Source organism: Georgfuchsia toluolica (genome assembly GCF_907163265.1).
Taxonomy (GTDB): Bacteria; Pseudomonadota; Gammaproteobacteria; order Burkholderiales; family Rhodocyclaceae; genus Georgfuchsia; species Georgfuchsia toluolica.
Genome location: NZ_CAJQUM010000001.1, coordinates 3,176,411 through 3,196,837 on the forward strand (window position 1 = coordinate 3,176,411; position 20,427 = coordinate 3,196,837).

General features: G+C 57.9%; 14 protein-coding genes and 1 pseudogene. 8 read left to right on the forward strand and 7 right to left on the reverse strand.

The genetic code is table 11. The annotated features are described in order from the left end of the window. Positions 1-13 precede the first annotated feature (13 nt). The 4 genes from K5E80_RS15045 (at position 14) to K5E80_RS15060 (ending at position 4,384) form a co-directional block, all read left to right on the forward strand. A complete protein-coding gene (locus tag K5E80_RS15045; protein WP_220636926.1) occupies positions 14-949 on the forward strand; it encodes a glycyl-radical enzyme activating protein in 936 nt (311 codons plus the stop codon). 223 nt (positions 950-1,172) lie between these two features. Continuing rightward, a complete protein-coding gene (locus K5E80_RS15050; RefSeq protein ID WP_220636896.1) occupies positions 1,173-2,150 on the forward strand; it encodes an enoyl-CoA hydratase/isomerase family protein in 978 nt (325 codons plus the stop codon). Between the two features lie 13 nt (positions 2,151-2,163). Next, the gene (gene meaB / locus K5E80_RS15055) at positions 2,164-3,222 is read left to right on the forward strand and encodes a methylmalonyl Co-A mutase-associated GTPase MeaB (RefSeq protein ID WP_220636927.1); all 1,059 of its coding nucleotides are present in this window, start codon (positions 2,164-2,166) and stop codon (positions 3,220-3,222) included. Positions 3,223-3,298: 76 nt separating this feature from the next. Continuing rightward, positions 3,299-4,384, forward strand: coding sequence for a zinc-binding dehydrogenase (locus K5E80_RS15060; RefSeq protein WP_220636928.1), 1,086 nt, complete (start codon positions 3,299-3,301; stop codon positions 4,382-4,384). A 212-nt stretch (positions 4,385-4,596) separates the two neighbouring features. Here K5E80_RS15060 and K5E80_RS15065 read toward each other — a convergent pair whose 3' ends face one another. Further along, positions 4,597-5,592, reverse strand: coding sequence for an IS5 family transposase (locus K5E80_RS15065; RefSeq protein ID WP_220637355.1), 996 nt, complete (start codon positions 5,590-5,592; stop codon positions 4,597-4,599). 247 nt (positions 5,593-5,839) lie between these two features. Here K5E80_RS15065 and K5E80_RS15070 point away from each other — a divergent pair, with 247 nt between their 5' ends. From K5E80_RS15070 to K5E80_RS17245, 3 genes and pseudogenes are all read left to right on the forward strand, one after another. Continuing rightward, positions 5,840-9,283, forward strand: a complete 3,444-nt coding sequence (locus K5E80_RS15070; RefSeq protein WP_220636929.1) for a pyruvate carboxylase — start codon at positions 5,840-5,842, stop codon at positions 9,281-9,283. Between the two features lie 145 nt (positions 9,284-9,428). Beyond that, positions 9,429-10,055 carry a thiamine phosphate synthase gene (gene thiE / locus K5E80_RS15075; RefSeq protein ID WP_220636930.1) on the forward strand — a complete coding sequence of 209 codons (627 nt, stop codon included), beginning with the start codon at positions 9,429-9,431 and terminating at the stop codon, positions 10,053-10,055. A gap of 372 nt (positions 10,056-10,427) precedes the next feature. Continuing rightward, positions 10,428-10,559 (forward strand): annotated as a pseudogene (locus tag K5E80_RS17245) (IS630 family transposase); the annotation flags it as partial. A 55-nt stretch (positions 10,560-10,614) separates the two neighbouring features. Here K5E80_RS17245 and K5E80_RS15080 read toward each other — a convergent pair. The 4 genes from K5E80_RS15080 to K5E80_RS15095 are packed head-to-tail and all read right to left on the reverse strand — an operon-like array spanning position 10,615 to position 14,588. Further along, positions 10,615-12,681 carry an ankyrin repeat domain-containing protein gene (locus tag K5E80_RS15080; RefSeq protein WP_220636931.1) on the reverse strand — a complete coding sequence of 689 codons (2,067 nt, stop codon included), beginning with the start codon at positions 12,679-12,681 and terminating at the stop codon, positions 10,615-10,617. A gap of 16 nt (positions 12,682-12,697) precedes the next feature. Beyond that, the gene (locus K5E80_RS15085; RefSeq protein WP_220636932.1) at positions 12,698-13,360 is read right to left on the reverse strand and encodes a TonB C-terminal domain-containing protein; all 663 of its coding nucleotides are present in this window, start codon (positions 13,358-13,360) and stop codon (positions 12,698-12,700) included. Further along, positions 13,357-13,791 (reverse strand): TonB system transport protein ExbD, encoded by a 435-nt coding sequence (gene exbD / locus K5E80_RS15090; protein ID WP_220636933.1) that lies wholly within the window; start codon positions 13,789-13,791, stop codon positions 13,357-13,359. Before exbD ends, K5E80_RS15085 begins: the two co-directional genes overlap by 4 nt. A 2-nt stretch (positions 13,792-13,793) precedes the next feature. After that, positions 13,794-14,588, reverse strand: coding sequence for a MotA/TolQ/ExbB proton channel family protein (locus tag K5E80_RS15095; RefSeq protein WP_220636934.1), 795 nt, complete (start codon positions 14,586-14,588; stop codon positions 13,794-13,796). A gap of 168 nt (positions 14,589-14,756) precedes the next feature. Here K5E80_RS15095 and K5E80_RS15100 point away from each other — a divergent pair, with 168 nt between their 5' ends. Beyond that, positions 14,757-14,972 (forward strand): hypothetical protein, encoded by a 216-nt coding sequence (locus K5E80_RS15100; RefSeq protein ID WP_220636935.1) that lies wholly within the window; start codon positions 14,757-14,759, stop codon positions 14,970-14,972. A gap of 182 nt (positions 14,973-15,154) precedes the next feature. Here K5E80_RS15100 and K5E80_RS15105 read toward each other — a convergent pair whose 3' ends face one another. Together K5E80_RS15105 and icmF are read right to left on the reverse strand one after the other, a co-directional pair. After that, positions 15,155-16,945 carry an acyl-CoA dehydrogenase gene (locus tag K5E80_RS15105; protein ID WP_220636936.1) on the reverse strand — a complete coding sequence of 597 codons (1,791 nt, stop codon included), beginning with the start codon at positions 16,943-16,945 and terminating at the stop codon, positions 15,155-15,157. A gap of 74 nt (positions 16,946-17,019) precedes the next feature. Then, a complete protein-coding gene (icmF, locus tag K5E80_RS15110) occupies positions 17,020-20,277 on the reverse strand; it encodes a fused isobutyryl-CoA mutase/GTPase IcmF (RefSeq protein WP_220636937.1) in 3,258 nt (1,085 codons plus the stop codon). Positions 20,278-20,427 lie beyond the last annotated feature (150 nt).

Genomic DNA, 20,427 nt, shown 5'->3' on the forward strand with positions numbered 1-20,427 from the left:
TCTGCATATCTCCATGACCAAAAGAACAGCTAAACAAGGGTTGATTTTCAACATACAAAGATTTTCGGTTCATGATGGTCCGGGACTTCGCGACTTGGTATTCATGAAGGGATGCCCTTTGCGGTGCCAATGCTGCTCCAATCCAGAATCACAGAATGTTCGTCCCGAGATTGCATATAGCATAGAAAGATGCATCGGATGCGGACGGTGTCTGGAAGTATGTCCGACCAACGCAATCACAATGCAAGCCGATGGGAAAGTGAAGATCGACATGCAGGCATGCACTAATTGCGGTGAATGCGTTCGTGTTTGTCCCCCTCGCGCGATAAGGATGTTTGGCGAACAACACACGGTAGATAACGTTGTACGAATGGTGGAAGAGGATGGGGTGTTCTACTCGAGGTCAGGCGGGGGGATAACTGTCAGTGGCGGAGAGCCGCTATTCCAAAGCAAATTCGTCAGTGAGTTGCTAAGAACCTGTCGTGAGCGCGGTATTAACACGGCCGTGGAAACCAGCGGCTATGCCAAATGGGACGACGTGGAAAAAGTCTGTGCTTATGCCGACTTGATCATGTATGACATTAAGCACATTGATCCGAAGAAACATAAGGCTTTTACTGGAGTCACCAATAAACTCATCTTGGAAAACATCAAGAAAATTTCTTGTCGTTTTCCATCAACCCCAATTATTGCCCGCACTGTGATAGTTCCGGGATTCACAGACTCGGAAGACAATATCAAGGGAATAGTGGAATTTCTGAGAGAGATAACCAGCCTGAAGCAATATGTGCTATTGCCATACCATGGTTTTGGCGAGCCCAAGTATTGTCAGCTAGGCCGAAGTTATCCGTTAACTAAGCTGGTTCCGCCCAGCGAGGAACGCATGGAAGCTCTAATGAAAATCGTGCGTGAATCCTCTATTGGTAAGAGTGAGCGAGCCACGCCATAAGCAGCGTTTGTTAAAGCCTTTTGATTGCCACGTCAACATAGATGTTCATTAAATAAACACGTTTGTTGATACTGTGGTATCATAAATAACGGCGTTCATAGAGCCGACGGATATCGGACCGTTTTGCAGCCAGCAGCACTGATGGCAGGTGGCAGGGTGACAAAGCCTTAGTGCACTTAAACGGGACGGTGATAGGACACAACTGGGATTGGAGAGAATTGAGATGCCGAAGAAACGCGAAGCAGAGCTACTGGCGGGGCAGTGGAATGATGAGGCAATGTTAACTGACGAAGTTGAGCTTGGGAAACAGGTGCTTTACGCTACCGATAAGGAAAAACACACCGCTACCATTACTTTCAACGCGCCCGAAGCGCTCAACGGCCTGCCGGTTGCCGGTTTGGAACTGGTCGGGGACTTGATCAAGCGCGCGGAAGCCGACAACGATGTGAAGATCATTGTCTTCAAGGGCAACGGACCGTGTTTTGGCACGGGGGCGAATGCCTCGGAGCTGGGTCACTACATCGGCTACAAGGATGGCAAATCGGTTGACGGCAGGCAACGCCCTACGCAAAGGCAGCGCATGTTGCCCGACCGGAACATTGTGTTCGGTGCCTTCGAGCGCGTGGCAACGGAATGTCTGAAAGCCACCGTATGCCAGGTACATGGTTACTGCTACGGGGCGCATATGCAGCTGGCGCTGGCCAGTGACATCGTTATTGCTAGCCCTGATGCCCAGTTTGGCCACCCGGCATTCCGCTATCTGGGCTGCGGACCGCAGAACATGTATCTGTGGCTGGAAAACCTCGGCATCAAGAAGATGAAGGAGGTCATGCTGACGATGCGCGCGCTTACCGCCGCGGAGGCCGAGCAGGCGGGTTTCGTGGCCAAGGTTGTTCCCCGCGAAGAGCTGGAACAGTGGGTTGCTGATTACTGTCAGGCTATTGCGCTAATGCCCCTGGACGGGATCATGATGGGTAAGGCCAATATCCAGATGATGATGGAAGCGCGGGGGAAAGGCATCGGCACGATGGTTGGCTGGGTCGGGCATGGCTGGTGCACGAACATGTCTTTGGAGAAAGGCGAGTTCAATTTCCTGAAGGAACGGCGGAACAAGGGCCTCAGCAAAGCCTTGCATGACAGGGATCAGGCAGTCGCACCTTATTTCCGTATGGGCGGCAGCCTGAAGAAGGCGGCAGGCTGAACGAGTCCGTCCAATGGGCGATTCCAATCAGTGGCAGCCGCTACTCGAAGGCGCCCTTCGCCGGGAGCAGTTCGCCGTCGCGCGACTCATCTCCTTTGTCGAAGACCGCCGCGCCGGCTGGCGCGACGCTATGCGAGCCGTGTTCCCCCTCACGGGGCGCGCGGCGGTTGTCGGAATTACCGGCTCGCCGGGCGCCGGTAAGAGCACGCTCACCGGATGCTTGGCTACTGCATTCGCCGGCCGTGGACGCAAAGTAGCGGTGGTGGCGGTCGATCCGTCGAGCCCGTTTACCGGGGGCGCGGTCTTGGGCGACCGAATCCGCATGCCGGCTCTTGTCGAGGCCGGGATCTACATGCGTTCCATAGCGAGTCGGGGCGCATTGGGGGGGCTGTCTCAATCGACACGCGATGCTGTTCGTATCCTCGATGCTTCGGGCTTTGATTTCATCTTGATCGAGACCGTCGGTGTCGGCCAGGACGAGATTGACATCATCCGGACGGCGCAACAGACGGTGGTCGTCTGCGCACCCGGTCAGGGGGACAGCGTGCAGGCAGCCAAGGCGGGCCTGATGGAAATTGCCGACGTCTTCGTCGTCAATAAGGCAGATCGCGACGGTGCCGACAAGCTTATGGCCGACCTCGAGTCGATGGTGAGCATGGGCGAACATCTTCAGCGTGTTGCGCCTACACTGGTAAGCACTGTCGCCACGAGTGGTAAGGGAGTTGCTGACTTGGTACGGCTCTTGGAGGAACGGCTGCCGGCTGGCGCAGGGGACCGGGATCAGTCGGGCGCCACCGTCGAGGCTGAGATCATTGCTCTTACTGAAACGGCTTGGCATGAGTTACTGTGGGATGAACTCGGTCTCCGTGCGCATTTGGCGCGACGCCTGCAGAAGGCCGGTAACCGCGTTGATCCGTATGCGGTTGCTGCAGAATTAGCCAATATTGATGTCCTACGGAGGATTCTGCAGACCCATCCTAATGGTTATCACGGCCGTTCGGCACTTCCATCTGTGAACGGGGAAACCTCTGTAGGTACTGGCAAGCTTCTGGCCCGATCTGCCAAATTGTGACCAGACAAAGGGGGCGATATCGTGGTTCCGTTAGAAAAAAGAAATTCGTTTCGCATAGCAAGGGGGAGTGCCTCATATGACTAAAGGAAGGGCTACTGTTTTGATCGAGCCGAATCGGCTCGAAACTTGGCAGGTTCCGGTCGCAGACCCGCAGCCCGGCGGAGTCTTGGTACAGATCGTTCTCGGCGGTGTTTGCGGCAGCGACGCGCACATCGCCTCAGGTGGCGTGGGCAGGATGCCGTTCCCTATTATCCTTGGCCACGAAGGTATCGGGCGGATAGAAAAGCTCGGAGCGGGCGTTACGACTGATTACGCGAGCGTTCCGGTCAAGGTTGGCGACCTGATCTCCTGGTCGCCGATCGCGCTCTGCCATCGTTGTTACTCGTGCACCGTGCTCGACGAAACGCCGTGCGAGAACTCCCAGTTCTTCGAGCACGCCGACCGACCAAACTGGGCCAGCTATTCAGACTTTGCCACACTCCCCCCCGGAATGGCTTTTTATCGCCTGCCATCACATGCCAATCCCGAGGCTGTAGCAGCTCTCGGTTGCGCATTGCCAACGGTGTTGCGCGGATTCGATCAGTGCGGCCCGGTCGGTCGCGGTGATACTGTTGTGATCCAGGGCGCCGGGCCAGTTGGACTTGCCGCCACGGTGGTGGCGGCAATTTCGGGTGCGCACGAGATTATCGTCATCGACCGTGTGCAGCGCCGTCTGGACGCCGCACGGTCGCTCGGCGCAACGGCGACGATTTCGATGACAGGGACGACGAGCGAAGATCGGGTCGCGCAGGTTTGGGATCGGGTCGGTCCGCAAGGCCCGTCTGTCGTGGTCGAGGCGGCCGGTGCGCTGCCCGCGTTTCCCGAAGGCGTAAACCTGACCGGACACCACGGTCGCTACATTGTCCTGGGATTGTGGGGCGAAATCGGCACCCAACCGATATCTCCGCGCGACCTGACGATCAAGAACATGCAAATTGCCGGTGCAACATTCCCGAAGCCCAAGCACTACTATGGGGCCGTGCATCTCGCGACCCGGCTGCAGGACCGCTATCCGCTCGCGCAACTGATCACGCACCGCTTTAGCGTTGAGGATGCTCCTAAAGCGCTGCAGGCGCTCGGGTCGGATACTGTCATCAAGGCCGTCATCGATCCGACACTGTAATCCGTATCAGCGTGAGCCTAGGGTAAACGAATCTGCCTATCCGGTTGTCACAGGTTTGCGACGCGATCTGCGGAACTAAGGAAACACCGAACAAGTCCCCACGTAGTGGGACATTGAGTATGAACTGAAACGGAATGATGAGACGAATCGCATTTTCATCGGATATTGAATACTCCGAAGTGTCGGAAGCGGGAGAATCCCCCGTATCCTGCTCATGCCGGACGTACCGCTCCCGTCATTGGTCGTCCCCACTTGACGAGATTGATCATCGCCAGCAGCATGGCAAAGGCACGATTGGCGTTCTTGGCCAAACCACGATAGCGAATCTTGGCAAAGTCCCACAGTCGTTTCAAGGCCAGGAACAGATGTTCGACCTTGGAACGGACAGCGAATTTATGACCGAAGGAAATCTCCGTGGGACGTCGGTTGGTTTCCCTGTCGGGTTCCAGCGGCGCATTCCGATAGGTGCGCCGGTTGGTGAAGTCCTTTGCCTTGGGCGCAATCTCTCTGAGCCGCTCGCGTTGCGTCTTGCCCCGGTAAGCACAGTCACCGTAGAAACGGGTTTCGTCCCTGTGCAGCAAGTTGGGAACTTCGTGACTGTCATGGACATTGGCGGCGGTGACACTGGCGCTATGGCTCAGGCCAGTCTTGCTGTCGGCACCGATGTGGAGTTTCATCCCGAAATGCCATTGGTTGCCCTTCTTGGTCTGATGATGCATTTCCGGGTCGCGGGCCTTGTCACGGTTCTTGACCGAGGGCGGTGCAGCAATCAGGGTGGCATCAACTATCGTACCGCCAGAAAGGCGCACGCCTTGCCGCATCAGCAATTCGCCAACCTTGGCGGAGATCGTCGCACCCAAGTTATGGGCTTCGAGCAGATGGCGGAAGTTCCCCAGGGTGCTGGCGTCAGCGATACGTTCGTCTCCCAGGTCGAAGCCGCAGAAATCCCGAAACAGCGGCGTGTCGTAAAGTGCTTCTGTACAGGCTTCGTCGGCCAGGTTGAACCAGTGGGCAATGCAATACATGCGCAGCCTCCGTTCCAATCCCGCCGGCGGCCAGCCGTTGCCCGCTTTCGGGTAGTGCGGCTCAATCACGGCACAGAACTCGGCCCACGGCACCAACGTTTCCATCCGCGCCAGAAACTCGGCCTTCTTCGTCGGCCGCGCATGCTTCTCGAATCCCGTCGTCGTCATCGTCATTTGTTTCATCATGCCCATCCTCGTGTTCAATATGCAACCTCAGACATCATGACAAGAAAATTGTTCACAGCGAGTGGGACTTATTCGGCGTTTCCTAACTTTCATGCAGCAGTAGCTGCGGCGCCCCGATGATGAAAGATACTGCGAGGGCGCGTTGTCGCGCAAGGGCCGAGGTCGCGAACGATTTAGGTTGAAAAACCCCAAGCGTAACCCTCGTCGCTTGAGGTGTGGCAGTTCAATACATGATATCTAATCCATGAAACCAATACGCAGCCTGCTAGTCGCTAACCGCAGCGAAATTGCCATCCGCGTGCTACGCGGTGCATCAGAGATGGGCATCCGCACCGTAGCCATATACTCTAATGAAGACCGCTTTGCGCTGCATCGCTATAAGGCCGACGAGTCGTATCTGGTCGGCGTAGGTAAAAAGCCGGTCGCCGCATATTTGGACGGCGCAGACATCATCCGCGTCGCAAAGGAAGCCAGCGTCGATGCGATACACCCCGGCTACGGTTTCCTTTCGGAAAACCCAGACTTTGCCTATGCTTGTGCACAGGCTGGGTTGACCTTCATCGGACCAAACCCGGAGGTGTTGAGGAATCTTGGTAACAAGGTATCGGCACGAGCATTAGCCCAGCATGCTGGTGTGCCAGTAATGCCGGCGACAGGCGCGCTACCATATGAAATTGAAGAAGCAAAGCGCCTCGCTGCGGAGGTTGGCTACCCACTCATGCTCAAGGCCAGCTGGGGCGGCGGCGGGCGCGGCATGCGCGTCGTTGAAGCCGAGGCCGATCTTGCGCCCATGCTGGAATTGGCGCGGCGCGAGGCGTTGGCAGCATTCGGCAACGATGAGGTATACCTCGAGAAACTGGTCCGCCGGGCACGCCATATTGAGGTCCAGATCATGGGTGACACCCATGGCAATCTGGTGCATCTGTTCGAGCGTGACTGCTCTGTGCAACGGCGCAACCAGAAAGTGGTTGAACGAGCACCTGCGCCCTACCTAACTACGGCACACCGCTTAGAGTTATGCGAAGCGGCACTGCGACTGGGTCACGCGGTGGGTTACACCCATGCAGGAACCGTCGAATTTCTGATCGATGTTGACAGCGATAACTATTACTTCATGGAGGTCAACCCGCGCATCCAGGTCGAGCACACAGTTACCGAGCAAGTCACAGGAGTCGACATCGTCAAGGCACAAATCCGGATCAGCGAAGGAGCGCGCATCGGTGAAGTAAATTCCTTCGTACCATGCCAAAAAGATATTCGGCTTAATGGCCATGCCCTGCAATGTCGTGTGACCACGGAGGACCCCGAGAATAACTTCACCCCGGACTACGGGCGGCTTAGTGTCTACCGCAGTGCGGCCGGTTTCGGCATTCGTCTCGACGGCGGCACCGCATACGCTGGTGCAATCATCACTCCACATTACGACTCCTTGCTGGTGAAAGTAACGTCCTGGGGACATACGCCGGATGAGACCATCGCGCGTATGGATCGGGCACTGCGTGAATTTCGAATTCGCGGTGTAGCCACCAACCTGCAGTTCCTTGAGAATGTCATTGCCCATCCACTCTTCAAGTCAGGTGAGTGCACCACACGCTTCATCGACACCACTCCCGATCTGTATAGATTTCAAAAGCGACGCGATCGCGCGAGCCGATTACTTCGCTATCTCGGCGAAGTAGTGGTTAACGGCAATCCGGAAATGAAGGGGCGGCTCAATCCCATCATGCCACTGAGTAAGCCAATAATGCCATCCTGCGATCTCGCTACGTCGGTGCCGCCGGGAACGCGTGATCGATTGCGGGAACTCGGTCCGCAGCGATTTGCGGCCTGGATGAAGGATCAGTCGCGGGTGCTATTCACAGACACCACAATGCGCGATGCCCACCAGTCACTATTTGCTACCAGGATGCGTAGCGCTGACATGGTCGCGATTGCCCCATACTATGCGCGGGCTCTGCCAGAGTTGTTCTCGCTCGAGTGCTGGGGCGGTGCTACCTTCGACGTCGCCATGCGATTTCTCAAGGAGGATCCATGGGAGCGCCTCGCCCGCCTGCGCCAGGCGGTACCGAATATCCTGTTCCAAATGCTGCTGCGCGCCTCGAATGCAGTCGGCTACACCAACTACGCCGACAACGTGGTACGCCACTTTGTCGCCCAAGCGGCTAAGGAAGGTATAGACGTCTTCCGCGTCTTCGACTCGCTGAACTGGGTGAAGAACATGCAGGTGGCCATGGACGCAGTGATCGACAGTGGTGCTCTATGTGAAGCAGCAATCTGCTACACCGGCGACCTTTTCGACGCAAAGCGGCCGAAATACAACCTAAAATATTACGTCGACATAGCGAAGCAACTTGAGAAGGCAGGGGCGCATATCCTCGGCATCAAGGACATGGCAGGTGTCTGCCGGCCGCAGGCAGTAGCAGCGCTGGTGAAAGCGCTCAGGGAGGAGGTCGGCTTACCCATCCACTTTCACACCCACGACACCAGCGGCGCTGCGGCGGCGAGCGTGCTGGCGGCAATCGAAGCCGGCGTTGACGCAGTAGACGCGGCGATGGATTCCATGAGCGGTCTTACGTCCCAGCCAAATCTGGGTGCCATCGTGGCGGCACTAACGGGATCCGTACGGGACTCAAGACTGGATGCCGGCGCGCTGCAAGCTCTATCCCAATACTGGGAAGGTGTGCGCCGTTTCTATGAGCCATTTGAGGCCGATATTCGTTCTGGTACTGCCGACGTTTATCGTCACGAGATGCCTGGAGGTCAATACACTAACCTGCGTGAGCAGGCGCGGGCGATGGGCCTGGCGCAGCGCTGGGCGGAGATATCGCAGGCCTACGCCAAAGTGAATTTGCTATTCGGCGACATCGTCAAGGTGACGCCAACTTCAAAGGTTGTAGGTGATATGGCGCTGTTCATGGTGGCCAACAATCTTACTTCTGATGACGTACTCGACCCACAGCGCGACATCGCGTTTCCGGATTCGGTCGTCTCACTTTTCAAAGGCGAACTCGGTTTTCCGCTTGACGGATTTCCGAAGGATCTTGAACGCAAAGTCCTCAAGGGTGGCAAGGCGCTACCGGGGCGAGCCGGGGATTATTTGCCGGCGGTAGATCTGGAAGCTAAGCGCGCCGAGGCCGAAGCTGCAATCGGGCGCCAAATCAAGGATACCGACCTTGCATCCTACTTGATGTATCCGAAGGTCTTTAAGGATTATGCGAAATATCGCAGCCATTTCAGCGATGTCTCTCTGTTGCCGACACCAGCCTTCTTCTATGGACTCGAGGATCGCGAAGAGATCAATGTCTCTATCGACCGCGGCAAAACGTTGATCATCTCGCTCCAAGGCACAGCTGGGCCTGACGAGGAGGGACAGGTCAAGGTATTTTTTGAGGTCAACGGCCAACCGCGCCTAGTGCGCGTATCGAAAGCTGGCATCGCCCCGATCAAGTCACGTGCGCGGGCCGAGGCAGGGAATCCACGCCAGATAGGTACACCGATGCCCGGCACGGTAGTAACACTAGCGGTTCAGCCTGGCCACAAGGTATCCAAGGGTGATCCACTTATTTCAATCGAGGCCATGAAGATGGAAACCATGCTCAAGGCGGAATGTGATGCCGTGGTACTCGCAGTCCACGTCGTCCCAGGCGACGCGGTCGGCGCACAGGACCTGTTAATTGAGTTTGCATAGGGGGTCCCGGCATGGGGCAGCACATCCCCGACCGTTTTTTCTGGGCAAGAGAAGACGATGAATAGCAGGTTCAAGGCTCAATGTTCAAGGCCCAAGGTTGAGAACGCGCCTTGGTCGGTTTGGCCGCTTCGCTCATGGAATTTTTATGTCGGCTGAGGTACGCGATCAATTGCGCGGCTTGTATGCCGTAACGCCCGACGACTATTTGTTGCCGCGGCTTTCCGCCATGGTGGGCGCGGCGCTGCAGGGCGGCGTCAAGCTGGTGCAATATCGCAACAAGACCGCTGCACCGCCGCTACGCCGGGCGCAAGCCGCCGAACTGCTGCGCATTTGCCGCGCCGCCGGCGCCAGGCTGATCGTCAACGATGATCTCGCCCTGGCGCTGGAGATCGGTGCCGACGGCGTCCATCTCGGCCGCGATGATGGCGATCCTGTCGCGACGCGCAGTTCATTGGGGCCGGACAAGATTCTCGGCGTTTCCTGTTACAACGAGCTTTCCCGTGCCGAAGCGGCGGCAGCGGCAGGCGCGGATTATCTCGCCTTTGGTGCGGTGTTCGCTTCGCACACGCGGCCCGATGCGGTGAATGCGCCACTCTCGCTGTTGACGGAGGCAAAGCGTTTCGGTCTTCCCCTTGCCGCCATTGGCGGCATTACACTCGGTACCGCGGGCAGCGTGATCGAGGCCGGTGCCGACATGCTGGCCGTGATCACCGATCTGTTCGACACTATGAACATCGCTACGCGAGCGACGGAATATCAAGACTTGTTTTGAAACAAAACCCATTCACCACAGAGACACAGTGAAAATCAAAAGCAAGAAATGAAGAAAATTACCGTCGGTGAATGTAATGGGATGGTCGCCCCCTTCTGAGACAGCATCAATGTGCCAAAGTGGAAGTGCTGTAACAAGCGCTTGATAGAAAGGGACGACCAAAATGAAGCTTTATATGGATGTCACCCGCTTGCCAAGGACGATTTTTGTGTGTTGGAACAGATAGGCTGCAGTTTTTATATCCGGCCTGTTGTGCAGGTAGATACCACTAAGCACAAGCCGGCGGATAGATCGACACACTGTTCGTTTCGCAAGCTGGCAGCTGAACTGGGTGGGAATATCTCTCACATGACAATGGTGCGCATTTGAGCCAAGCACGGTATCAAGCCGCATCGACTCGAAGGCTATCTGGCCTCCAACGACTCCGATTTTGAAGCCAAGGCTGCAGACGTCATTGGGTTGTACCTCAATCCGCCGCAGAATGCGGTGGTGTTTAGCGTGGATATTTCATGAGATGAGGTCGGTGGAACCGCCGACCTCATCTCATGAAATATCCGGGTTAGCGACAAAGCGATGTCTTGAGCGCCCTTTGCTCAGTCTCTGACACAATGGTGTTTTGCTTCAAGTAACTGCACGCCGTATCGTTTCTCGCATCGCGCGCATTGACATTCGCGCCACGCGACACCAACAATTGCACGAGTTCCGCGCTGCCGTTGGCAGCGGCGTACATCAGCGCTGTACGGCCCGCGACAGCCCCTTCGTCGTTGTCCACGGCGCCGGCATCATCTGCATGCCAGGCGATGGTGGCGGCATTTACGTTGGCCCCGGCATCAAGCAGCAGCAGCGTGCTGGCGAGCTGGTTGGCTTGCGCGGCGGCCATCAACGCAGTTTTTTTCCAGTCGTTGCCGGCGTTGACGTCGAAGCCGGCGTCGAGCAATTGCTTCACTGTTTCCGGCACGCGCACCGCCGCCATGAGTGCCGTATCGCCGGCAGGGCCGATGCCGCGCGTCGGCATGGCCGCTTCGTATTTGATGAAGTCGGCGATGGTCGCGGCCGGGGCGCGATTGAGCGCGGCGCTGTGCAGCGTGGCGAGTTTGCGGCCGCGCTCCAGATCGCCCGGCACCGGGGCAGGGGCATAGCGCGGGTTGTACTGGGCGAAAGGTAGCAGCGGCGCTGCTTTCGCACTGTTGAAATCGGACAGGTTCTCCGCCGCGCGATCGATCAGATCCATGATCATCAGGTTGGCAGCGATCTGCGCTTCTTCAGGCTTGAGCCCCTGCGTGTGCTGGAAGCTGGCGACGAGTTCGTCATAGGCGGGCTGCACCATCGGCAGCAGGCGGCGGTAGAGCAACTTGCTCGGCACGTTACGTTCGGACCACGACCAGATCGCGTCGAGCGCGGCATCATGGCGCTGACGCAACGCGGCCTCACGGCCGAAGCGCTCGATTTCACCGACCGCGACCAATGGCATGTTGAGCAGATTCCATTCCGTCTCGCGTTGCAGCAGGCTCTCGTCGCTGCGCTCGTCCATTTCCAGCATCGGCGGTTCGCCGCTCATCTGCAGCAGCGTCTGGTTGAGCGCCTTGTAAGCAGGCAGCGTGTCGAAGGCACGCGCGATGGGCGGTACGAGATAGGTCGAATACAGGCACAGCGGCTGCGCGCTGCCACTGGAGAGGTCATAGACCCCGGCGTAATCGGATTCGCCCAGCGCGGCGGCGGAATAATAGCCCCAGGCTTCGGTGACGAGGGCAAAGCTGCGCTGCTGAAAGCGGAACACATCGATGGCGGCGTAGTCGCGGGTTTGCGATGAGGTATCGCCAAAGCGTCCTCCCGCGTTGGGCAACTGGGCGACCCACTCGCCGATGGAGCGATCATGGATCGCGGTTTGGCCGTCGATGTCGAAGCCGATGGCGCGCCGCTGATAGCTCGCATAGGGGCCGGCATCGTAGAGGCCGACGCTGTAGCTGCGACCATCGCTAGTGGCACTGGCCGTGCCGTGAGTACCTGCTATCTCGGCAAAGCCGTTCATACGCGCGAAGTTGACGTCACCGTGGGCGCCGATGGCATCATTGAATTGCTTGGAAAAACCGGCGCACAACGTGGCATCGCGGCCATCGACGAGGCGGAACTCGACATAGGCGGAAAGCGGATGAAACTTGTCGGCGCCGATGCGGCTGGCCACTTCGCACGCCTGCGGTTGCGGCCAGGTCTTGAGTTCGGCGATGCGGTTGCGGTAGTAGCTGGAGAGGCAGGCCACTTGTTTAGGATCCGGCTTGGCGGTGCCGAGGCGCGTGGCGGAGAGTTTGCACTGCGGCGCGCGTCCGAGCAGCCAGTGGCGCTGGTTGGCAATGAGCTGCATGCGGCCAACCAGATCGAGCGAGCGCAGATTGGTGCGGTAGGCATCTGCCATGTCGCGGTCGAGCGTGGCGAGCGCGTTGTCGGCGCAGACGACATCCTGCAGGGTGGAGGCGGATTGCGTGCAATCGAAGCTGGCCTTGAAGCGGATCGGTTCCGGCATCTCGCTCTCGACCGGCAACATTAGCCGCGGCGGCTTCGAAGCGCAGGCAGCGAGCAATAGCGAAAGCAACACGAAGCCAACCTTAATCCTGCGCTGCGACTGTTTCATTGCTGCCTCCGACGACTTATTTCAAACGAAATATCTGCACCCCGTAAATCACGTAGCTTTCCGCGCCCGTGTCGGGCGGCGGTGGGAAGGGGCCGGACTTGCTCAATGCCGCGTTGGCGGCAGCATCGAGCTTGTCGCTGCCGCAGGGATCGAATTTGTACGACAGCTTGTTGCCGTTGCGATCGATAATGATCTCGTAGGCCACGCGGCACTGCTGACGAACCGGAGGTCCCTTGTCGCCGCGTTGCTTCTTGTAAACTGCATCCTCGGGATACTCGGTGTTGGCGATGACCTGCGACTTCACCTTTTCGGCATAGTCGGGAGGAACACGGCGGCTAACATTGCTGAAGCTCTTGTTGCTGTTGACCCGCGGCGAAACCCATTCGTCATCGTTACTGGAAATCTCGTGCGCCGGCGGTCCGGCTTCGACCGGCGGTAGTTTCGGTGCGCGCTCTGGCTGTTGCTCCTGCTTCCGTGCCTTCGCCTTGACCGGCTCCCTGGGCTCTTCCTTGGGTGGTAGTGGCCGTGGCGGCAGCTTGACCAGTTCGACGGCAATTGGCACAGAGGGCTGCGGTTGCGGCGGTTCGCCGGCGAGGTTGGCGGAGAGCAGCCACAGCAGCAGCGCCGTATGAACCAGCAGCGAAACGACAAAGGAGCCGGAGCGTTCCAGCCACTTCACTGCGCGCTTTCTTCCTCGGCAACCAGACCGATCTTGGTGTAGCCGCCTCTCTGCAACACATTCATCACGGCCATCAGACGGCCATACTCGGCATGCATATCGCCACGCAGGAACAGGCGCGTTTCGGTATCACCCTTGGTGTAGGACTTGATTAACGCCGGCAGGCCGGCAATCGTGGTATGGTCATTCTGGATGAATACCGTGCCGTCCTTCTGCACGCTGATGTACACGGGCTCGGTGGGCGGCGGCTTCGGCGCGGCGGCATTGGGCGGCAGGTCGACCGGCACATCCACCGTCGCCAGCGGCGCGGCCACCATGAAAATGATCAGCAGCACCAGCATCACGTCCACGAATGGTGTGACGTTCATCTCCGCGTTCTGTTGATAGCTGTGGCGCTTGACCTGCGCGCCGGAACCCAACTGGATCGCCATAATCAGCCCGCGGCGTCGAACTTGCGCGAAACAACGGCGATCATTTCCGCCGAGAAGTTGTCGAGCGCGCCGACGAAGCCGTTGATGTCGCGCACGAACTTGTTGTAGATCATCACCGCCGGGATCGCGGCAAAGAGGCCGATGGCGGTGGCGAGCAAGGCTTCGGCGATGCCCGGCGCGACGACGGCGAGGTTGGTCGACTTGCTGACCGCGATGTGGGCGAAGCTATTCAAGATGCCCCACACCGTGCCGAACAGGCCGATAAAGGGTGAGGTGGAACCGATCGTCGCCAGCACGCCCATCATCGAACTGAGGCGCGACAACTCGCGTTCCTGCACGATGCCGGCCGAAAGCGCCAGGCGCTGCAGCAGACGGTCGGCCTGGTGCGGCGACGGCATCGTGTTGTGCGTCTTGCGGAATTGGTCGATCTCGTCGCGCGCGGCCAGCCACATGCGGCCCATTGCGCTTGCATCGTTGCCGCCGGGCAGGTCGTGCCCTTGCGCGCCACGCCGGAATTCTTCAAGAAACCTCGCGTTGGCGTTTCTGGCACGACCGAACATCAGCAGCTTTTCGACTAACGCGGTCCAGGTCAGCAGCGAGAGCAGGGCGAGGAAAATCATCACCGCCTTGACGACGATGTGCGCCTGCATGAACATCTCGCCAACGCCCAACGTGGCGGCGGGAGCCGGATTGTCTTGGGCGAGCACCATCGGCGCCAGGCTCCAGACCATCGCGAGCAACAGGAAATTTGCCAGGCGTCGGCATCCCGGCGATTTCAGAAAGTGGGTGATATGCATGTCTCTTCCCTGGTGAATTATTGTTCTCGAGTCCTTGGCCGGGACTTCAGCTTGCATTCTGCTGACCGCCTTCAAGACTGTCTCGCTTCATTACTTGGGAGTCCAAATCCAAATGCCCTGAGCGGGCCACTATTAACGTAGCGACAATATAGACCTTATAAACTATAGTTGTCCTCCACCGTCGACCGCAATACTTTGATCTCGATGTTGCTGCTGCGCTACTTGCAAATGTCCTCCCGATTCGGCTGGAGCTTGGCTAACCTAGTTGCCCTCCTGCGCATGAATCTCTTTACCCACCACGATCTGATGGCTTGGCTCAACGAACCGTTCGCCACACCACCCGATCCCCAAGGCAACTCTCAGGCCGATCTGGCCTTTGCTTGATCTCGGGCAGCACATGGAGGCACCAACTCGAAAATTCGCCATTCCCCCTCAGAACCCCCATCAATTCAGAGCACCCCCCAACCGGTTTTTGCTATGTTGGACAGCAGTGATACCGCACCCGAACTTGCCGTCGTAGCGGTCAAGAATGCGCTCGCCAATGCCGGCAGCGACTATGACTATCTTCAAAACATGGATTCCGGCAATGCCAGTGTACTACTCCCCCCTTGGAGAACTACCCTGGCCAGAGCCGGGGCTTGCGGCAGTATGTGCGTGGCGAAGAAACAGGCAGTGGTAATCTTGGCAGGATAGAAATCATCCCTGTTACCACCATCAATGTGGGCCTTTGCTGCCAGCGCTGCCAATGCCATGGACCACCCGCCGCAAACAATGCCCATCAAATTCAGGAAAGGCACTGCCCCCGCCGCAACGGAACGGAGGTCATCAAGGTAGCCAGCGACGATGTAATTCACTGCCTCTTCGACAGCCACAATGCCCTCGGCCAATGCGTCAGCGATAACCGCAAATTCTGGGTCGGTTTGGCGTGCCGTTTCCGACCAGGTCTGCTTCATCTGTTCCAGCAGTACCTTCATTGTGACACCGTCATCCCGAGCAATCTTGCGGCCGATCAGATCATTGGCCTGGATGCCGGTCGTGCCCTCGTAAATCGTAGTGATGCGGGCATCTCGGAAATACTGGGCGGCTCCTGCTTCCTCAATGAAGCCCATACCGCCATGGATCTGTACTCCCAAGGAGGCCACTTCGTTGCCGGTCTCCGTCAGCCAGCCCTTAACCACGGGTGTCAGTAGATCCACCAAGGCCTGGTTCCGGAACCTCTCTTCCTGATCAGCATGGCGCTGGGCCAGGTCTTGGATACCGGCCACACGGTAGGCTAGGGCCCGCATAGCCTCCACCTTGGACTTCATGGTCATCAGCATGCGTCGCACATCCGGATGATGGACGATTGCTATCGGCTCGGTGGAGCCTTCAATGGCGCGACTTTGTATCCGCTCCCGGGCATAGCTCAGAGCCTTCTGGTAGGCAGCCTCGGCCACCGCCAAGCCTTCCAGCCCCACTGCGAAGCGGGCGGCGTTCATCATGATGAACATGTACTTCAGGCCCTCATTTTCCTGACCTACCAGAGTGCCAATGGCGCCGCCGTTGTCACCGAAGGCCATCACACATGTGGGACTGGCATGGATGCCCAGTTTTTTTTCCACCGAGACGCACCATGCATCGTTCCGCTCTCCCAGGCTGCCGTCAGCATTGACCAGAAATTTGGGGACGACGAAGAGGGAGATGCCCTTGACACCCTCTGGCGCATTAGACGTGCGGGCCAGAACCAGATGGACAATGTTGTCCGTCATATCGTGGTCGCCCCAGGTGATAAAAATCTTCTGGCCGAAGATGCGGTAGCTGCCGTCACCTTGGGGTTCGGCCCGAGTACGGATGGCAGCTAGGTCGGAGCCAGCCTGGGGCTCGGTGATGTTCATGGTACCGGTCCATTCACCACTGACCATCTTCGGTAGATACAGTGCCTTCTGCTCCGGGTTGCCGCAGAGCTCAAGAGCCTCGATGGCACCCATGGTGAGCATGGGACAGAGGGAAAAGGCGTGGTTCGCAGATTTCCACATCTCCGATACCGCCGCCGCCACGAGCCTCGGCAGGCCTTGGCCGCCATGTTCGGGACGGCAGGACAATGCGGACCAGCCGTTGTCAACGAACCAGCGATAGGCTTCCTTGAAACCCCGGGGCGACGTCACCTGACGATCATGCCAGTGGGCACCTTCGAGATCGCCGCTGCGATTCAGGGGTGCCAGCACGCAACTGGCGAAGCGGGCAGCCTGTTCCAAAATGGCGTCAACCACTTCTGGTGTGATTTCCTCGCCGCCGGGCATACGTGTCAAGCCCTCCAAGTCAGCCAGTTCCTTAATAACAAAGCGGATATCTTTCAATGGCGCAATATAGGTGCTCACGAAAACAGAACTCCCAGTTGTAATAATATCGATAAGTACAGATCAGCTTCGAGCATTCCTACCAGGGTCTGCCCTCAAGCGTTGCGCCGGTACTGGCCTCCCACCTCATAGAGCGTGGTGGAAATCTGCCCCAAGGAGCAATAGCGAACAGCATTCATCAGCACGGCAAAAACATTGCCGTTAGCGATCACGGCAACTTTGAGTTTTTCCAGCCAGCTTGGCGATACTTCGGCATTGCGGGCCTGAAACTCCGCCAGACGGGAAAGCTGGGACAGCTTTTCCTCTTCGGTAGAGCGGGCTAGTTCGATCTGGTCGGGGACCACCTTGCCATGAGGGTCTAGGAAAGTGTTCACGCCAATGATGGGGTAGCTACCATCGTGCTTCATGTGCTCGTAGCGCATGGATTCCTCCTGGATCTTGCCGCGCTGGTAACCGGTCTCCATGGCCCCCAGTACCCCGCCCCGAGCAGCGATGGCCTCGAACTCCTTGAGCACGGCCTCTTCCACCAGATCGGTTAACTCCTCGATGATGAAGGCGCCTTGGTTGGGATTCTCGTTTTTTGAGGCGCCCCACTCACGATTGATGATTAACTGGATCGCTATGGCCCGCCGCACCGACTCCTCCGTTGGCGTGGTAACTGCCTCGTCATAGGCATTGGTGTGCAGGCTGTTGCAGTTGTCGTAAATGGCAATCAGAGCCTGTAGCGTGGTGCGGATATCGTTGAAGTCCATCTCTTGGGCATGGAGTGAACGCCCCGAAGTCTGAATGTGATATTTCAATTTCTGGCTGCGCTCGTTTGCGCCGTATTTGTGCTTCATGGCCACGGCCCAGATGCGACGGGCAACACGGCCGATGACCGAATATTCTGGATCCATGCCATTGCTGAAAAAGAAACTGAGATTAGGGGCAAAGTCGTCGATATGCAGGCCCCGGGCCAGGTAGCTTTCCACATAGGTAAAGCCATTGGCGAGGGTGAAAGCCAGTTGTGAAATGGGATTCGCCCCCGCCTCGGCGATGTGGTAGCCGGAGATAGAGACCGAATAGAAGTTGCGCACCTGATGGTGCACAAAGAACTCCTGAATGTCGCCCATCATCTTAAGGGCAAATTCGGTGGAGAAGATACAGGTGTTCTGTCCTTGATCCTCCTTGAGGATATCCGCTTGTACTGTGCCGCGCACGTTGGACAGTACCCAGGCCATGATTTTCTCGGCTTCATCCTCAGAGGGCTCACGGCCATTGTCGGCATAAAACTTCTCGATCTGCTGATCCAAGGCCGTGTTGAAGAACATGGCCAGGACCATGGGGGCCGGGCCGTTGATGGTCATGGACACGGAGGTACTGGGGGCGCAGAGGTCGAAGCCCGAGTAGAGCACCTTCATGTCGTCCAGGGTGGCGATCGAAACCCCGGAGTTGCCGATCTTGCCGTAGATATCCGGGCGCCGGTCCGGATCGCAGCCGTAGAGCGTGACGGAATCAAAGGCCGTGGACAGACGATGGGCCGGCATGCCCTCGGAGACCTTCTTGAAGCGACGGTTGGTGCGGAAGGCATCGCCCTCGCCGGCAAACATGCGGGTGGGATCTTCGCCTTCACGCTTGAAAGCAAACACGCCGGCGGTGTAAGGAAAAGAGCCGGGTACGTTCTCCCGCATCAGGAACTTGAGGGTCTCCCCCTCGTCCTCGTAACGGGGCAACACCACCTTGCGAATCCTGGTACCAGAGAGGGACTCATAAACCAGGCCGGTACGGATTTCCTGGTCGCGGATTCTCACCACATATTCATCGCCGGCATAGGACTGCAACAACGCTGGCCATAGCTCCAGCAGCTTGCGGCTGTGGGCGTTCAGTTCCCCATCCTTCTGACGAATTAGTTCGTCAAAGTACGTCGTCGGCTTGTCGCAATGTTCAAAAAGTCCCTTGGCAATACGCAAGGACTGGCGCTCGCGAGCAATGCGGGACTGTTCACTCACTTGCCGGTGGTAGCCGCGCAGGGTATCGGCAATCTCCGCCAGATAGCGGCTACGTTCCGCCGGCACAATGGCCCTGCTCTGGGAAGAGTGGCGCACCGCCACGGCAGGCAGCTTGCCCGGTGCAAGCTTGAGGCCCTGCGCCACCAGCGCAGGGACAATGGCCTGATACAAAGCCGTAACGCCATCGTCATTGAACCGGCTGGCCTGAGTGCCGAAGACAGGCATTTCCTCCGGCGAACGATCGAACAATTCCCTGTTGCGCTGCACCTGTTTGCATACGTCCCGCAGGGCATCCGCCGCGCCGCGCCGGTCGAACTTGTTGATGGCGACAAAATCGGCAAAGTCCAGCATATCGATTTTTTCCAGCTGACTTGCCGCACCAAATTCCGGGGTCATTACATAAAGCGAACTGCCCACAAGGGGCACGATGGTCGCATCCCCTTGGCCGATGCCGGAAGTCTCCACCAGCACCAGATCGAAGCCTGCCAATTTGCAGGCCGCAATAACCTCGGGCAAGGCGCGGGATACCTCTTTTCCTGTGTCCCGAGTGGCCAGGGAACGCATGAAAATATTTGGATGTTCGATGGCATTCATGCGAATGCGATCTCCCAGAAGGGCGCCACCAGTGCGCTTCCGAGAGGGATCGATAGAAATCACCGCGATCTTCAGACTGTCCTCCTGATCGAGACGGAAGTGTCGGATTAATTCGTCGGTGAGGCTGGACTTGCCCGCACCACCGGTGCCTGTGATGCCGAGGGTGGCAACCTTTAGTCCATGAGCTCTTTGAAGCAGTTCCTCTCGCCGCGCCTGGGGCCAGGCTCCGTCTTCCAGTGCGGTAATGACCCGAGCCAGGGCTCGGCGGTCGCCCGCAATCATGCCGTCGAAGTCCAGGGGCGCTAAGGAAACGAGGTCCAGGTCGCAGTGCTCAACCATGTTGTTGATCATGCCCTGCAGGCCCATCTTCTGGCCATCCTCGACCGAGTAGATGTGGGCCACACCATAGTCATGCAGTTCCCGAATCTCGGCCGGCACGATCACTCCGCCGCCCCCGCCAAAGACCTGAATATTTTCCCCGCCACGCTGCCGCAACAGATCAATCATGTACTTGAAGTACTCGACGTGGCCGCCCTGATAAGAGGATATGGCAATACCTTGTACATCCTCCTGCAAAGCCGCGTTCACGATCTCTTCCACGGAGCGGTTATGACCCAGATGGATCACCTCGACTCCAGTGCCCTGGAGGATCCGGCGCATGATATTAATGGAGGCATCGTGGCCATCGAAAAGCGATGCAGCCGTCACGAAACGAACCTTGTGTAGCGGCTTGCAGGGGGATTGCTTGGCGGCGACGGACTGATCGGTCATGGGTTGGTTCTGTGGAATATATGTTTTGACATATTAGAGAGACAGCAGATCAAGTGCCATAGCGCAAGCTGACGATTACTATGCAATAATTGCCAAAATTGCCAATTTCCCATGAATACGCCTCCTCGTCTCCGGTCCCGCGCTACGGTC